This window comes from Bacillus sp. A01H (assembly GCF_045277205.1).
Lineage (GTDB): Bacteria > Bacillota > Bacilli > Bacillales > Bacillaceae_G > Bacillus_A > Bacillus_A paranthracis.
The window spans coordinates 4,612,460-4,627,097 of record NZ_CP117702.1 but is presented as its reverse complement, the minus strand read 5'-3'; the positions used below and the strand labels follow the sequence as shown (position 1 = coordinate 4,627,097).

At 38.4% G+C, this 14,638-nt stretch carries 14 protein-coding genes and 2 other annotated features; of the genes, 9 read left to right on the top strand and 5 right to left on the bottom strand.

From position 1 onward, the window contains the following. Positions 1-30: 30 nt before the first annotated feature. Together PSR14_RS24525 and sspI are read right to left on the bottom strand one after the other, a co-directional pair. Positions 31-588, bottom strand: coding sequence for an HD domain-containing protein (locus tag PSR14_RS24525; RefSeq protein ID WP_000554792.1), 558 nt, complete (start codon positions 586-588; stop codon positions 31-33). A 313-nt stretch (positions 589-901) separates the two neighbouring features. Next, positions 902-1,111 (bottom strand): small acid-soluble spore protein SspI, encoded by a 210-nt coding sequence (gene sspI, locus PSR14_RS24520; RefSeq protein WP_000009513.1) that lies wholly within the window; start codon positions 1,109-1,111, stop codon positions 902-904. Positions 1,112-1,193: 82 nt separating this feature from the next. On the opposite strand from sspI, the gene PSR14_RS24515 reads away from it, so the two are divergent. The 5 genes from PSR14_RS24515 to PSR14_RS24495 all read left to right on the top strand — a co-directional run bounded on the left by PSR14_RS24515 (position 1,194) and on the right by PSR14_RS24495 (position 7,861). Next, on the top strand, positions 1,194-1,991 hold the full coding sequence (locus PSR14_RS24515) for an RNA methyltransferase (protein ID WP_001993769.1): 798 nt from the start codon (positions 1,194-1,196) through the stop codon (positions 1,989-1,991). Between the two features lie 48 nt (positions 1,992-2,039). After that, positions 2,040-2,268: a binding site (T-box leader), on the top strand. A 43-nt stretch (positions 2,269-2,311) separates the two neighbouring features. After that, entirely contained in the window at positions 2,312-3,346 is a 1,035-nt protein-coding gene (pheS, locus tag PSR14_RS24510) for a phenylalanine--tRNA ligase subunit alpha (protein ID WP_000388219.1), read from the top strand. A gap of 18 nt (positions 3,347-3,364) precedes the next feature. Then, positions 3,365-5,785 (top strand): phenylalanine--tRNA ligase subunit beta, encoded by a 2,421-nt coding sequence (pheT, locus tag PSR14_RS24505; RefSeq protein WP_000498166.1) that lies wholly within the window; start codon positions 3,365-3,367, stop codon positions 5,783-5,785. A 153-nt stretch (positions 5,786-5,938) separates the two neighbouring features. Further along, positions 5,939-6,190: a binding site (T-box leader), on the top strand. A 52-nt stretch (positions 6,191-6,242) separates the two neighbouring features. After that, positions 6,243-7,634, top strand: a complete 1,392-nt coding sequence (gene asnS, locus PSR14_RS24500) for an asparagine--tRNA ligase (protein ID WP_000432166.1) — start codon at positions 6,243-6,245, stop codon at positions 7,632-7,634. 92 nt (positions 7,635-7,726) lie between these two features. After that, the gene (locus PSR14_RS24495; protein WP_000039589.1) at positions 7,727-7,861 is read left to right on the top strand and encodes a YuzL family protein; all 135 of its coding nucleotides are present in this window, start codon (positions 7,727-7,729) and stop codon (positions 7,859-7,861) included. Positions 7,862-7,900: 39 nt separating this feature from the next. Here PSR14_RS24495 and PSR14_RS24490 read toward each other — a convergent pair whose 3' ends face one another. From PSR14_RS24490 to rnhC, 3 genes are all read right to left on the bottom strand, one after another. Beyond that, a complete protein-coding gene (locus PSR14_RS24490) occupies positions 7,901-8,152 on the bottom strand; it encodes a hypothetical protein (RefSeq protein ID WP_000994756.1) in 252 nt (83 codons plus the stop codon). Next, positions 8,149-8,418 (bottom strand): hypothetical protein, encoded by a 270-nt coding sequence (locus PSR14_RS24485; RefSeq protein ID WP_098487447.1) that lies wholly within the window; start codon positions 8,416-8,418, stop codon positions 8,149-8,151. Before PSR14_RS24485 ends, PSR14_RS24490 begins: the two co-directional genes overlap by 4 nt. A 116-nt stretch (positions 8,419-8,534) precedes the next feature. Next, positions 8,535-9,470 carry a ribonuclease HIII gene (gene rnhC, locus PSR14_RS24480; protein WP_098487446.1) on the bottom strand — a complete coding sequence of 312 codons (936 nt, stop codon included), beginning with the start codon at positions 9,468-9,470 and terminating at the stop codon, positions 8,535-8,537. A 124-nt stretch (positions 9,471-9,594) separates the two neighbouring features. On the opposite strand from rnhC, the gene zapA reads away from it, so the two are divergent. The 4 genes from zapA to PSR14_RS24460 are packed head-to-tail and all read left to right on the top strand — an operon-like array spanning position 9,595 to position 14,559. Beyond that, positions 9,595-9,864, top strand: coding sequence for a cell division protein ZapA (gene zapA / locus PSR14_RS24475; protein ID WP_000082701.1), 270 nt, complete (start codon positions 9,595-9,597; stop codon positions 9,862-9,864). A 1-nt stretch (position 9,865) separates the two neighbouring features. Continuing rightward, a complete protein-coding gene (locus PSR14_RS24470) occupies positions 9,866-10,405 on the top strand; it encodes a CvpA family protein (RefSeq protein WP_000565413.1) in 540 nt (179 codons plus the stop codon). Positions 10,406-10,460: 55 nt separating this feature from the next. Then, positions 10,461-12,179, top strand: a complete 1,719-nt coding sequence (gene polX, locus PSR14_RS24465) for a DNA polymerase/3'-5' exonuclease PolX (RefSeq protein WP_000867555.1) — start codon at positions 10,461-10,463, stop codon at positions 12,177-12,179. 19 nt (positions 12,180-12,198) lie between these two features. Further along, positions 12,199-14,559, top strand: a complete 2,361-nt coding sequence (locus PSR14_RS24460) for an endonuclease MutS2 (RefSeq protein ID WP_098487445.1) — start codon at positions 12,199-12,201, stop codon at positions 14,557-14,559. The last annotated feature ends 79 nt before the right edge of the window (positions 14,560-14,638 follow it).

The following is a 14,638-nucleotide window of genomic DNA, read 5'->3' as shown; positions in this document are numbered from 1 at the left end:
GAGGTATCACCCTATAGTGATGCCTCTTTCTCATTGATAACTATGTTCTGTTTTGTTGTTTGATTTCGATTGCTCTATTTGTAATTCACGCTCTACCAATCGGTCTAACTGTTGAATTGCTTTTAGTGCTTTTTCATAAGAAATTGTTCGATAATGATGCGCTCCGCCTGGTTCTTCATCTGCTTCGTCTGCCCATTTAATAATGTTTTGCAGAGATGTTCTTTCGATTTCTTGCTGTACTAAGAAAGAATCTGTATGAAGAAGAATTGCGATAGAAATTTCTTTTGCTAGTTTAGGGTGTTCTCCTAATCTAATAAGCAATTTATGAGCTCTTTCTGCTCCTTTAATTGCGTGTATATCATTCTTTTTATATAAATCATAGTCCCATTCGCCGCCTGTGTACCACGTATGATGTCCGATATCATGAAGGAAACCGGCTTTTGTCGCAGCATCGACTGAGGCGTGATGCTTTTTAGCTAAGTGAAACGCATGGTAAGCGACAGCGATCGCGTGGACCATCCCAGAACGATTTACGTATTTTTGTGTAATGTGGTGTTTAAAAATTTGTTCAAGCGTAATACGGTGCATAAAACATTCACTCCTTTTATCCCGCTTTAACGGGCAGTAAGATTCCTAATTCAAAATTCAGCGAATACGAGGAAGTTAGGTGAGGAATCAACTGCCCGTAAAAGCCCGATTGGTTCAACTAATAATTAGTGGGGATGAACACCCCTCCCCACTAATTAAAGTTTCACTTTATCTTATGGTGTATATGAAGAAAAATCGATCGGTTTAAATGTATTTTGAACATTGTACTCCATCGAGTAGCGTTAGTAAAGTAGAAATGTTTAGGAGAAGAAAAAAATCACCTTAGCTTATGCAAAGGTGATTTTTAAATTGCTTATTTTTTTAATCCTTGCTCTAGTGTTTCTAACATTTCATGCTTTTCATTTTCATCAGCGTTTTTCCAAATGACTTCGAATAAGACACCAAGACCTGGGAGCATTTTCTCTTCACCGCTTTGAATTGCATCGACAATTGTTTCTTGTAATTGATCTTGTGTATTACCAGATACATTTGCTAATACAGCACCGCGTAAATTAAAACTCATTGTTTTCACCTCTTCTTCAGAATTGAAACTGACGTTAGTTTTTGTTCTTTTTTATGTAAATATGTATGAAAAATAGGCTATAATGATAAGACAAGAAGAGAGGGAAATACATATTATGAAAAACATTGATTCAGTACAAAATCCGCGTGTGAAGCAGTGGAAAAAGCTGCAAACGAAGAAAGAGCGCGATAAAAAAGGTTTATTTTTTGTAGAAGGATTCCATTTAGTGGAGGAAGCTTTAAAAGCAGGAGTTGTAACAGAACTTATCGTTTCAGATCAGACAGACCTTCCGAAAGATTGGACAGTTAATGATGTGGAAATGTATATCGTACCGGAAGCAATCGTAAAAGTACTTCGTGAAACAGAAACGACACAAGGTGTATTCGCTGTTTGTGAAAAGCATGAGAAGGAAGTAGCTCTTGCTGATGGGAAGTTTCTTTTATTAGATGGCCTGCAAGACCCAGGTAACTTAGGGACAATTATTCGTACGGCTGATGCAGCTGGTATTCATGCCGTTGTGCTTGGAGAAGGTTGTGTTGATGTTTATAATAGTAAAGTACTCCGCTCTACACAAGGTTCTATTTTTCACTTACCAATTGTAAAAGGGAACTTAGAAGAATGGGTAGACAAGCTAAAAGAAAATAACGTTCCTGTATATGGAACAGCTCTTGAAAATGGAGTTCCGTACGGGGAAGTAACACCAGCTGGTAGCTTTGCATTAATTGTAGGAAATGAAGGAAACGGCGTACGCCAAGAAATTCTTGCAAAAACGGATCGAAACTTGTATATTCCGATTTACGGCGGGGCAGAATCATTAAATGTTGCAGTTGCAGCAGGGATTTTAACGTATTATTTGCAAAGCCCGGTTGCGAACAAATAAAAAACTTCTTATAATAAGTTGAAGTACATTATATTAAAAGTTAAATAACGAAAAACGTTGATAGAGAAGAGTAGCTTACAAAATCGCCATATAGGGAGAGAATGCCGTAGACTGAAAGCATTCTTATGGTAGACGGAAGTGAATTCACCTCTGGAGTTGACGCCAGGACCATGTATATGTAAAGGCGTTCCGGTCAGAATTGATCGTTATAACTAATGAGTGGGCAGACATGTTCTGTCAATTTAGGGTGGTACCGCGAATTTACCTCGTCCCTTTTTGGGAGCGAGGTTTTTTTATTTTTAAAATTAGGAGGGTTCCAAATGGAAGCACGTTTAAAAGAACTAAAGCAAAAAGCGTTAGAGCTTATTGAAGAAGCGAAAGAGCTAAAAGGCTTAAACGACGTACGCGTAGCGTATTTAGGAAAAAAAGGTCCAATTACAGAAGTATTACGCGGCATGGGAAAATTATCAGCAGAAGAGCGTCCACGTATGGGAGCATTAGTAAATGAAGTACGTGAAGCGATTCAAACGCGTCTAGACGACAAAATCAGCAACTTAGAAAAAGCAGTAATTGAAGCGAAATTAGCAACTGAAACAATTGATGTTACATTGCCAGGTCGTCCTGTTGAAACAGGTTGTCACCATCCGTTAACAGCTGTTGTTGAACAAATTGAAGATGTATTCATCGGTATGGGTTATGAAGTAGCGGAAGGAACAGAAGTAGAAAAAGACTACTACAACTTCGAAGCATTAAACTTACCGAAAGATCACCCAGCGCGTGATATGCAAGATACATTCTACATTACAGAAGAAACGTTACTACGTACACATACATCTTCTGTGCAAGCACGTACGATGGAAAATAATAAAGAAAAAGGCCCAATTAAAATTATTTGTCCTGGTAAAGTGTATCGCCGTGATGACGATGATGCGACGCATTCACACCAGTTCATGCAAATTGAAGGTCTTGTAATTGATAAAAATATTCGTATGAGTGACTTAAAAGGTACACTGCAAGTATTCGTGAAAAAGATGTTCGGTGAAGATCGTGAAATCCGTCTTCGTCCAAGTTTCTTCCCATTCACAGAGCCATCTGTAGAGATGGACATTTCTTGTATGATGTGTCATGGCAAAGGTTGCGGCACTTGTAAAGGAACTGGTTGGATTGAAATTTTAGGCGCAGGTATGGTTCACCCGAACGTACTTGAAATGGCTGGTTATGATTCAAAAGAATATCAAGGTTTCGCATTCGGTATGGGCGCAGAGCGTATCGCAATGTTGAAATACGGCGTAGATGACATTCGTCATTTCTATACAAATGATGTACGTTTCTTACAACAATTCAAACGAGCGTAAGGGAAGGAGAGGATAAGTATGTTCGTATCATATCGTTGGTTACAAGAGTATGTAGATATTAAAGATGTAACGGCACAAGAACTAGCAGACAAAATCACGAAAAGTGGTATTGAAGTAGAAGGTGTTGAAGTATTAAATAAAGGTGTAAAAGGTGTTGTAGTTGGTCACGTATTAGAATGTGAAAAACACCCAGAAGCTGATAAGTTAAGCAAATGCTTAATTGACATCGGCGAAGAAGAACCAGTTCAAATTATTTGTGGTGCTGCTAACATTGCAAAAGGTTTAAAAGTACCAGTTGCAAAAGTTGGCGCTGTACTTCCTGGTAATTTCAAAATTAAAAAAGCAAAACTACGTGGTGAAGCTTCTCACGGTATGGTTTGTGCTCTTCAAGAGCTTGGCATTGATGGAAAGTTAGTTTCAAAAGAATACGCAGATGGTATCTTCATCTTCCCAAGTGACGCTGAAGTTGGTGCAGATGCACTTGAAATTTTAAACTTACATGATGAAGTACTTGAGCTTGGTTTAACACCAAACCGTGCAGATTGCTTAAACATGTTAGGTGTTGCATATGAAGTAGCTGCTATTTACGGCCGTGAAGTAAAACTTCCAGCTATCGACTTACAAGAAACAGCAGAAAAAACTGCCGATTACATTTCTGTAAGTGTAGAAGCGAAAGAAGAAAATCCATTATACATTGCAAAAATGGTGAAGAACGTAAAAATTGGTCCATCACCAATGTGGATGCAAACTCGCCTTATGGCAGCTGGCATTCGTCCGATTAGCAACGTAGTTGATATTACAAACTACATTCTAATGGAATACGGTCAACCGTTACATGCATTCGATTACGATAAATTAGGTTCAAAAGAAATCGTTGTTCGTCTTGCAAAAGAAGGCGAAAAAATTGAAACGTTAGATGATCAAGAACGTACGTTACAAAGCCACCACCTTGTTATTACAAACGGCACAAAAGCGTTAGCAGTTGCTGGTGTAATGGGCGGAGCGGATTCAGAAGTTACAAATGAAACAGTAAACGTTCTAATTGAGTCTGCATACTTTGCAGGTCAAACAGTGCGCCGTACATCAAAAGACTTAGGTCTTCGCAGTGAATCAAGTGCACGTTTCGAAAAAGGAATCGACCCAACACGTACATTTGAAGCAATTCAACATGCAGCTGCTTTAATGGCAAAATACGCTGGCGGTGAAGCACTTGAAGGAGTAGTAGAAGCTGACAACTTACAAGTACAGGAGCGTACAGTATCTGTTACTGCTGAAAAAGTAAACCGAGTATTAGGCACAAATATTTCTGCGAGTGAAATGGGTACAATATTCACAAACTTGAAATTCCCATTCACAGAAGTAGAAGGAACATTCCACGTGAATGTACCAGCACGTCGTCCTGATATTACAATTTCAGAAGACTTAGTAGAAGAAGTGGGCCGTCTATACGGTTATGACCACATTCCAGTTACATTACCTTCTGGAACAATGACTCGTGGTAAATTAACAGCAGCGCAAACGAAACGTCGTAAAGTACGTCGCTTCTTAGAAGGTGCTGGTTTATATGAAGCAATTACGTATTCATTAACAAGCGCTGACAAAGCGAAACAATATATGGTGGAGCCAAACGAAAAAGCGCCTGTAGCTCTTGCACTTCCAATGAGTGAAGAACGTAGCCAACTTCGTTTAAGCTTAGTGCCACAATTGTTAGAAGCAGTTTCATACAATGTCGCTCGTAAAAACGATAGCGTTGCTTTATACGAAGTAGGTTCTATCTTCTTACCGACAGAAGAAGGAGAACTTCCGAAAGAAGAACAACATCTTGCAGGTGTTATGACAGGGCTTGCTCTTCACCATGCATGGCAAGGTGAGAAAAAAGTAGTAGACTTCTTCGTTGTGAAAGGTGTACTAGAAGGTCTATTTGACGTACTTGGCGTTTCAAACCAAATCACATATGCACCAGCAAAACGTGAAGGTATGCACCCAGGTCGTACAGCTGACATCGTATTAGAAGGCGAAGTAATTGGTTTCATCGGTCAATTGCACCCAGAAGCAGAAAAACAATTAGATGTGAAAAATACATTCGTATTCGAACTATCTCTTGTAAAAGTATTCGGTGCAGACGCTGAAGAAACTTACTACTCAGCAATTCCACGTTTCCCATCTATGACACGTGACATGGCTGTTGTCGTAACGAAAGAAACAAAAGCTGGCGAAATGAAGCAAGTTATTGCTGAAGCTGGTGGAGAACTTCTGAAAGACGTAACGCTATTTGACTTATACGAAGGTGAAAAAATGGAAGAAGGCAAGAAATCACTTGCATTCTCTATGAACTACTTCGATGCAGAGCGTACGTTAACAGACGAAGAAGTAACAGAAGCACATAACCGCGTGTTAACAGCGGTAGAAGAGAAATTTGGTGCGGAGTTACGTAAGTAATAAGAAATTGCCGGATTTATTCCGGCAATTTTTTTAGTGGATTGGTTGTCGGAAAATGTCGGTAAGTCGATATATTACAAAAATCGCTGATATATTTTCCGACATCTTGCATCTTTCTCTCGAATGTAGTACATTAATTTTAGTTTAACAAAATGAAAGACGATGATAAGGAAAAGTAGTATATACTATAATCCAAAGCGAGTCAGGGACGGTGAGAGCCTGATGAGGCGGTATATGTGAAGAACACCTTGGAGTTGCTAACCGAAATTGAATCTTGTATTCAAGAGTAGACTTAGACGGGAATCCGGCCTGTTACAAACCGGGAAGTATGTATTACATACGAGTTAAAGTTGGTCTTTATGACAAATTGGGTGGTACCGCGAAGTTTAACCTTTCGTCCCTTTATGGATGAAAGGTTTTTTTGTATTTAAATATATCAGCAAAGGAGAATTTCACTATGGAAAACACATTAGTAAAAAGTCTGTATAGAGATACAGATAAATACGCAGGTCAAACAGTACAAGTATCAGGGTGGATTCGTAACTTACGTGATTCAAAAGCATTTGGTTTCATCGAATTAAACGACGGTAGCTTTTTCAAAAGCGTTCAAATCGTTTTCGATACAGAATTAGATAACTTCAAAGAAATTGCAAAGCTTCCACTTAGCTCTTCAGTTAAAGTAGAAGGTAAAGTAATTGTAACGCCTGGAGCGAAACAACCATTTGAAATTAAAGCAGAAAAAATTGATATTGAGGGCTTATCAGATTCTGATTACCCACTTCAAAAGAAACGTCATACGTTTGAATACTTACGTACAATTGCTCACTTACGTCCAAGAACAAATGCATTCTCTGCAACGTTCCGCGTACGTTCTATCGCAGCATTTGCGATTCACCAATTCTTCCAAGAGCGTGGATTCGTACATGTTCACACACCAATCATTACTGGTAGTGATACAGAAGGTGCGGGCGAAATGTTCCGCGTAACAACGCAAGATTTAAACAACGTACCAAAAGGCGAAGACGGACAAGTTGATGAATCAAAAGACTTCTTCGGCAAAGAAACAAACTTAACAGTAAGTGGACAGCTGAACGCTGAAGCTTATGCATTAGCATTCCGTGATGTATACACATTCGGACCTACATTCCGTGCAGAAAACTCAAACACAACTCGCCACGCTGCTGAGTTCTGGATGGTTGAGCCTGAGATTGCATTCGCTGAACTAGGTGACGTAATGAACCTTACAGAAGATATGCTGAAATATGCAATGAAATACGTATTAGAGCATGCACCAGAAGAAATGGAATTCTTCAACAGCTTCGTTGATAAAACAGTTCTAGAGCGTATGAACAACGTAATTAACTCTGACTTCGGTCGCATCACTTATACAGAAGCAATTAAAGTACTTCAAGAATCAGGTGCTGACTTCAAATACCCAGTAGAATGGGGTATTGACTTACAAACAGAGCATGAAAGATACTTATCAGAAGAAATCTTCAAACGCCCTGTATTCGTAACTGACTATCCGAAAGACATTAAAGCATTCTACATGCGCTTAAATGATGACGGTAAAACAGTAGCTGCTACTGACCTTCTAGTTCCTGGCATCGGCGAATTAATCGGCGGAAGTCAACGTGAAGAAAGAATGGACGTTTTAGTAGATAGAATTAAAGAATTAGGCATGAAAGAAGAGGACTACTGGTGGTACTTAGAACTTAGAAAATACGGCGGTACAAAACACGCTGGATTCGGTCTAGGTTTCGAGCGCTTCCTAATGTACATCACTGGCATGGCTAACATCCGTGACGTAATTCCATTCCCAAGAACTCCAGGTTCTTCTGAATTCTAAAATATGAAAAAAGCGAGAGGATTTCCTCTCGCTTTTTATTTTGTATAGTTTACTGCCTCGTAGCAAAAAGTAACGCGAAGGGGTGAATATAAATGAGTAAAAAAGTGAAAAAAGATCATTCAAGATCGGGCCTCGGTTCTCCAGAAGTAGAAGGACAAGGAACGACGACGCATGAAACAGGTTCTCATAAAGTATCTTCATCTAATAAGAAGCAGAAACAAAGCTAACATAAAAAGGAGAGTCTTGGCGACTCTCCTTTTTATGTGTTACATCTTTTTATCATGAATCTCTTTTGTAATGTTATCTACATCTTTGTCTAATCGATCGAAATAGAAAAACCACAGTAAACTCATGAACACGTAATAGATGGCCATCACGCCAAGATTATCAGATATATTTTCAAATGTAGATTTAGTAGTGAAAAAAGCGCCCCAAATGGTAGAAATAGTGAGGTAAGATAGAGGACCTACGATGTGTACGAAAGCATATAATACCTTTTTAACTTTTACAGCGTTCATATGAAAAACCTCCTTTTTCTAATCATACATTCAAGTTCCTCACAGAAGTGTTGTAGTTTTGCTGGATTATGTATTAACGAGCGAGCATCGTGTTTCCCGATAAACCTGCGGATCCGAAAGTTTAATAAGAAAGATCGGCCATAGCGCTCTATTAAATCGTTGAACTCTCGTTGTTCGCTTAGTAGATGAATGTTTTCCCTAATTTCGAACTGTCTTTCGTGTGGATTACCTAGTAAAATATTTAGAATCATTTGTAGAAGTAGCAATAGGGATCCCCTCCTATGTTAGAATAATCTGTATATTATAATTATAACAAAACTATAAGGATAATAGTAGGATGAAACAAAAAACAGGAGTTTGTAGGCTCCTGTTTTTGTCGATACTATTTTAGTAAGCGAAACGCCTTTTCCGTATTAGCAAAATGCAGTTTCACAAACTCAGGTAATCGTTCTTTACCAAGCTTTTGAATTAATTTAGCGGCGGCGATATCAACTTGTTTACCTGCACCTTTTGGAAGGGGCATACCAGCTTTTTTGCTTAGTTCGTTAAATTGTTTTACGAATGAGTAACGAGCTAAAATGGAGGCGGCGGCTACTGCTAAATGGACGCTTTCGCCTTTCGTTGCGAAGTAAACATTTTCACGTTGTACCTGTTTTTGTTTTGCTAAATATTTGTAGTATGTATCAGGCTGTGTGAATTGGTCGATTAAGACGCCTTCAGGTTTTATAGGTGCCATTTTAGCTAATAAGTTTGTAATAGCTTTATTATGTAGCAAAGCTTTTAGTTTACCTTGGTTGTTTCCTTTATCAAATAGCTCGTTATATTTTTCGTTATGAAGAACGAGAGAGCTGTAAGGAACAACGTGTAGAAGTTGTTTTGCAATGGCAGTAATTTGTTCGTCATTTAAGTTTTTAGAGTCTTTTACACCAAGTTCTTTTAGTAGTGGAATTTGCTTCGCATCCACATATACAGCAACGACTGTCATCGGTCCGAAGAAATCACCAGTCCCCACTTCATCTGACCCTACGATCGACATTGTACCGATGGAAGCAGGCGGTGCATAACGGTGTGAATCAACAGATCTTTTTACAGCTGTTTTCGGTGTTTGAGAGCCAGTTTGCCAACGAGAAGCTTCTGCTTCAGCACGTCCACCTTGGAACATTACTTTTCCAGATTTATACGCTGTGATTGTGCAAGATGGCACTTTTGCCATGAAGATTCCGCCTTGTGGAGTTTTCGGGCTAAGCGAATGTTTATATTGTTGTTTCATGTCTTCAATTACTGTAGAATTTGTTTGAATTACGATAGAATTTGACATAATGGTCACCCCTTTTTTTATATTGTTATTTTTATCATATCGGATTGTTCTTTCTGTTTCCATATTATGAAGGTTCATGGTATGATAAACTTTAGGATTCTGTACGTGATTGGAGGCCGGTGAGTTGTCACAACAAAAGGGAAAGAAAAGTCGAATTAATGTAGAAATCTATGGTCAGCAATATTCAGTTGTTGGCGATGAAAGTACAAGTCATATCCGCATGGTAGCAGCGATTGTGGATGATAAAATGCGCGAACTCAATGCCAAGAATCCTTCGCTTGACACGAGTAGACTAGCGGTATTGACGGCGGTAAACGTCATACACGATTACATAAAATTAAAAGAAGAACATGAGAAATTGAAAGAAAGTATGACAAAAAAAGGAATGGAATAACATGATTGATATTATTATCATTTTACTGCTTGTTATGGGATTTTTCCTCGGCTTACGCAGAGGGTTTATTCTGCAACTTGTAAAGTTAACAAGCTTTATTATCGCATACCTTGTTGCATACTGGTACTGTAAAGATTTAGCGCCAGCACTTGCGAAATTTATTCCGTATCCATTTGATAAAAACGTATCTGTTCCAGAATGGATTGATGCAAATAATATTGAGACAGTATTTTATCAAGCGCTTGCGTTTATCATATTGTTTATTATCACAAAAATTGCACTTTCATTACTTGGTAATTTGTTAAATATGTTTGCAGAAATACCGGTTTTAAAGCAAGTAAATGCGTTTGCGGGGGCACTCCTCGGATTTTTAGAAGTATATATTATTTTGTTTGTCTTAATTATCATTGGAAACATTCTTCCGATTGAACAATTACAAACACCATTACAACAATCATCAATTAGCAAAATAATTGTAGACGATACACCGATTCTCTCTGAAAAGGTGAAGGAACTATGGCAGACAGGTAGCAGAGTATAACTTCTCTTTTTTCGGAAAGAGAAGTTTTTTTCTATGAAAGAAAGGCGGGGTAATGATGAAAGTAAATAAAAAACAAGTTATCAAATTATTAGAGACAATCGGGCTTTTTATGGAACTAAAGGGCGCGAATCCATTTAAAATATCTGCATTTCGTAAAGCGGCAGCAGCATTAGAAAGTGATGATCGTAGTCTTTCTGAGATTGAAGATTTCACGAAGATTCCGGGCATTGGAAAAGGAACAGCAGCAGTTATTCAAGAATATATAGAGTCGGGAACATCTGAAGTATTACAAGAGCTTGAACAAGAAGTGCCAAGTAGCTTATTACCGTTATTAAAATTGCCAGGCCTAGGTGGTAAAAAGGTAGCTAAGTTATATAAAGAACTTGGTGTTGTTGATATGGAATCGCTAAAAGCGGTTTGTGAGGAAAATAAAGTACAAGCTTTAGCTGGTTTCGGCAAAAAAACAGAAGAGAAAATATTAGAAGCAATCGATCAAGTAGGATCTCGTCCAGAGCGTTTACCAATCGCGATGGTATTGCCTATTGCCGGGGAAATAGAGGAGAAATTGTCGAATATTGCTGAGGTAATTCGTTTCTCTCGCGCTGGTAGTTTGCGCCGTGTTCGTGAAACAGTAAAAGATTTAGACTTTATTATTGCAACGACAGAACCAGCTGCAGTACGTGAGCATTTACTACAATTTGATAATATGATTGAAGTAATCGCGAGCGGGGATACGAAAGTTTCTGTTCGTCTTCAATATGAATATGATATTTCAATTGATTTTCGCTTAGTAAAACCAGAAGAGTTTATTACAACTCTTCACCATTTCACAGGATCCAAAGACCATAACGTAAAAATGCGTCAAATCGCAAAAGATAAAGGCGAGAAAATTAGTGAGTACGGTGTAGAGAACTTGGAAACAGGGGAAGTGAAAACATTTGAGACGGAAGAAGAATTCTTTGCTCATTTCGGTCTTCCATTTATCCCGCCAGAAGTTCGTGAAGATGGAAAAGAAATTGAATTAATTAAAGAGTATCCAAACTTAATTCAGTTCTCTGACATACAAGGTGATTTACATATGCATACAACATGGAGTGACGGTGCTTTTTCTATTGAAGAGATGGTACAAGCGTGCCGTGCTCGTGGATATAAGTTTATGGCAATTACGGATCACTCACAATACTTGAAAGTAGCGAACGGTTTAACGAAAGAGCGCCTTCGTGAACAAGCGAAAGAAATTGAACGTATGAATGAAAAGTATCCAGACATTACAATTTTACGCGGAATTGAAATGGACATTTTACCGGATGCCTCGCTTGATTTTGATGATGAAGTATTAGCAGAACTAGATTATGTCATTGGAGCAATTCACTCTAGCTTCTCACAAGACCGTGAAACGATTATGAAACGTCTTCGTGCTGCACTAGAGAATAAGCATGTCACAATGATTGCTCATCCGACAGGACGTCTCCTTGGACGCCGTGAAGGTTATGATGTAGATACAGACTTATTAATCGAACTCGCAAAAGAAACAAATACAGTTTTAGAATTAAATGCGAATCCAAACCGTCTAGATTTAAGCGCAAAATTATTAAAACAAGCACAAGATGCCGGTGTAAAAGTAGCGATTAACACGGATGCTCATACACTTGAAATGTTAGAAGATATGGAAACAGGTGTAGCGGCAGCACGTAAAGGTTGGATTCAAAAAGATAACGTGATTAACACGTGGGATATTGAACGTTTATTAGACTATATTAAACGTAATAAGTAACACAAGGGGGACCTGCAACATGTTAGAAAGAACGTTGCGTGTATTAGAATATAATAAAGTAAAAGAACAATTACTTGAACATACAGCATCTTCACTTGGTCGTGACAAAGTGAAGAACTTAGTGCCGAGCACTGATTTTGAAGAAATTGTAGAGATGCAAGATACAACGGATGAAGCAGCGAAAGTCATTCGTTTAAAAGGTAGTGCACCATTAGGTGGTATTACGGATATTCGCTCCAATGTGAAGCGTGCAAAAATTGGAAGTATGTTAAGTCCAAATGAATTATTTGATATTGCAAATACGATGTATGGTAGTCGCAATATGAAACGTTTCATTGAAGATATGGTTGATAATGGTGTCGAGCTTCCGATTTTAGAAACTCATGTCGCTCAAATTGTATCTTTATATGATTTAGAAAAGAAAATTACAAATTGCATCGGTGATGGCGGTGAAGTAGTCGATAGCGCAAGTGATAAACTGCGTGGTATTCGTACTCAAATTCGTACTGCGGAAAGCCGCATTCGTGAAAAGTTAGAAAATATGACGCGTTCTTCAAACGCGCAAAAGATGCTGTCTGACTCAATTGTAACGATCCGTAACGAACGTTACGTAATCCCAGTAAAACAAGAATACCGCGGCGTATATGGCGGTATTGTTCATGATCAATCAGCTTCGGGACAAACGTTATTTATTGAACCGCAAGTCATTGTAGAGTTAAATAACGCGCTCCAAGAAGCACGTGTGAAAGAAAAACAAGAAATCGAACGCATCTTATTAATGTTAACAGAAGAAGTGGCAGTAGAAGCCGATATCGTTTTATCAAACGTAGAAGTAGTTGCAAATCTTGACTTCATTTTTGCGAAAGCTTTTTATGCGAAGCGAATTAAAGCAACAAAACCAATCGTAAATAACGAGCGTTACATGGATTTAAAACAAGCACGTCATCCGCTTATCGATCCAGAAATTATTGTGCCAAATAACATTATGTTAGGGAAAGACTTTACGACAATTGTTATTACAGGACCGAATACAGGTGGTAAAACAGTTACGCTGAAAACAGTTGGTATTTGTGTATTAATGGCGCAATCTGGTCTTCACATTCCAGTAATGGATGAGTCAGAGATTTGTGTATTTAAAAATATATTTGCTGATATCGGTGATGAGCAATCGATTGAACAAAGTTTAAGTACGTTCTCCTCACATATGGTGAACATTGTTGATATTTTAGAAAAAGCTGATTTTGAAAGCTTAGTTTTATTCGATGAATTAGGTGCTGGAACAGACCCGCAAGAAGGGGCTGCACTTGCCATTTCAATTTTAGATGAAGTATGTAATCGCGGTGCTCGCGTTGTTGCTACGACGCATTACCCAGAATTAAAAGCATACGGATATAATCGTGAGCAAGTTATCAATGCGAGCGTTGAGTTTGATGTAAATACATTAAGTCCAACGTATAAATTATTAATCGGTGTACCAGGACGTAGTAATGCCTTTGAAATTTCGAAACGCCTTGGATTATCTGATCGTGTCATTGAGCAAGCACGCAATCACATTAGTACAGATACAAACAAAATTGAAAATATGATTGCGAAGTTAGAAGAAAGTCAAAAGAATGCAGAGCGTGAATGGAACGAAGCAGAAGCATTTCGTAAGCAATCTGAAAAACTGCATCGTGAATTACAACGTCAAATTATTGAATTTAACGAAGAGCGTGATGAACGATTATTAAAAGCGCAAAAAGAAGGGGAAGAAAAAGTTGAAGCTGCAAAGAAAGAGGCAGAAGGCATTATTCAAGAACTTCGTCAGTTGCGTAAAGCACAGCTTGCAAACGTGAAAGATCACGAGTTAATTGAAGCGAAGAGCCGTCTAGAAGGCGCAGCACCAGAGCTTGTGAAGAAACAAAAAGTAAATGTGAAAAATACTGCGCCGAAACAACAGTTGCGCGCAGGTGATGAAGTAAAAGTATTAACGTTCGGTCAAAAAGGTCAATTGCTTGAAAAAGTAAGCGATACAGAGTGGAGCGTACAAATTGGTATTCTGAAGATGAAAGTAAAAGAATCTAATATGGAATACATTAATACACCGAAACAAACAGAGAAAAAAGCAGTTGCAACAGTAAAAGGTAGAGATTATCACGTTTCATTAGAACTTGACCTTCGTGGTGAACGATTTGAAAATGCAATGGCGCGCGTTGAGAAATATTTAGACGATGCCCAGCTTGCAAGCTATCCTCGCGTATCAATCATTCACGGTAAAGGAACAGGAGCACTTCGCCAAGGTGTTCAAGATTACTTGAAGAAGCATCGTGGTGTGAAAACATTCCGTTACGGTGACATGGGCGAGGGAGGCCTAGGCGTAACAGTTGTCGAATTAAAATAGAAAACAACGAAACAAAGGGGAAACCATTATATGTTTATGGACAAACTTGCAAAAGTATTGTTAGCTTGTTGCGGAATAT

Coding starts and splice junctions, on each gene's coding strand:
- PSR14_RS24525 (WP_000554792.1), bottom strand. CDS start 588: ATGCACCGTATTACGCTTGAACAAATTTTTAAACACCACATTACACAA.
- sspI (WP_000009513.1), bottom strand. CDS start 1,111: ATGAGTTTTAATTTACGCGGTGCTGTATTAGCAAATGTATCTGGTAAT.
- PSR14_RS24515 (WP_001993769.1), top strand. CDS start 1,194: ATGATAAGACAAGAAGAGAGGGAAATACATATTATGAAAAACATTGAT.
- pheS (WP_000388219.1), top strand. CDS start 2,312: ATGGAAGCACGTTTAAAAGAACTAAAGCAAAAAGCGTTAGAGCTTATT.
- pheT (WP_000498166.1), top strand. CDS start 3,365: ATGTTCGTATCATATCGTTGGTTACAAGAGTATGTAGATATTAAAGAT.
- asnS (WP_000432166.1), top strand. CDS start 6,243: ATGGAAAACACATTAGTAAAAAGTCTGTATAGAGATACAGATAAATAC.
- PSR14_RS24495 (WP_000039589.1), top strand. CDS start 7,727: ATGAGTAAAAAAGTGAAAAAAGATCATTCAAGATCGGGCCTCGGTTCT.
- PSR14_RS24490 (WP_000994756.1), bottom strand. CDS start 8,152: ATGAACGCTGTAAAAGTTAAAAAGGTATTATATGCTTTCGTACACATC.
- rnhC (WP_098487446.1), bottom strand. CDS start 9,470: ATGTCAAATTCTATCGTAATTCAAACAAATTCTACAGTAATTGAAGAC.
- PSR14_RS24470 (WP_000565413.1), top strand. CDS start 9,866: ATGATTGATATTATTATCATTTTACTGCTTGTTATGGGATTTTTCCTC.
- polX (WP_000867555.1), top strand. CDS start 10,461: ATGAAAGTAAATAAAAAACAAGTTATCAAATTATTAGAGACAATCGGG.
- PSR14_RS24460 (WP_098487445.1), top strand. CDS start 12,199: ATGTTAGAAAGAACGTTGCGTGTATTAGAATATAATAAAGTAAAAGAA.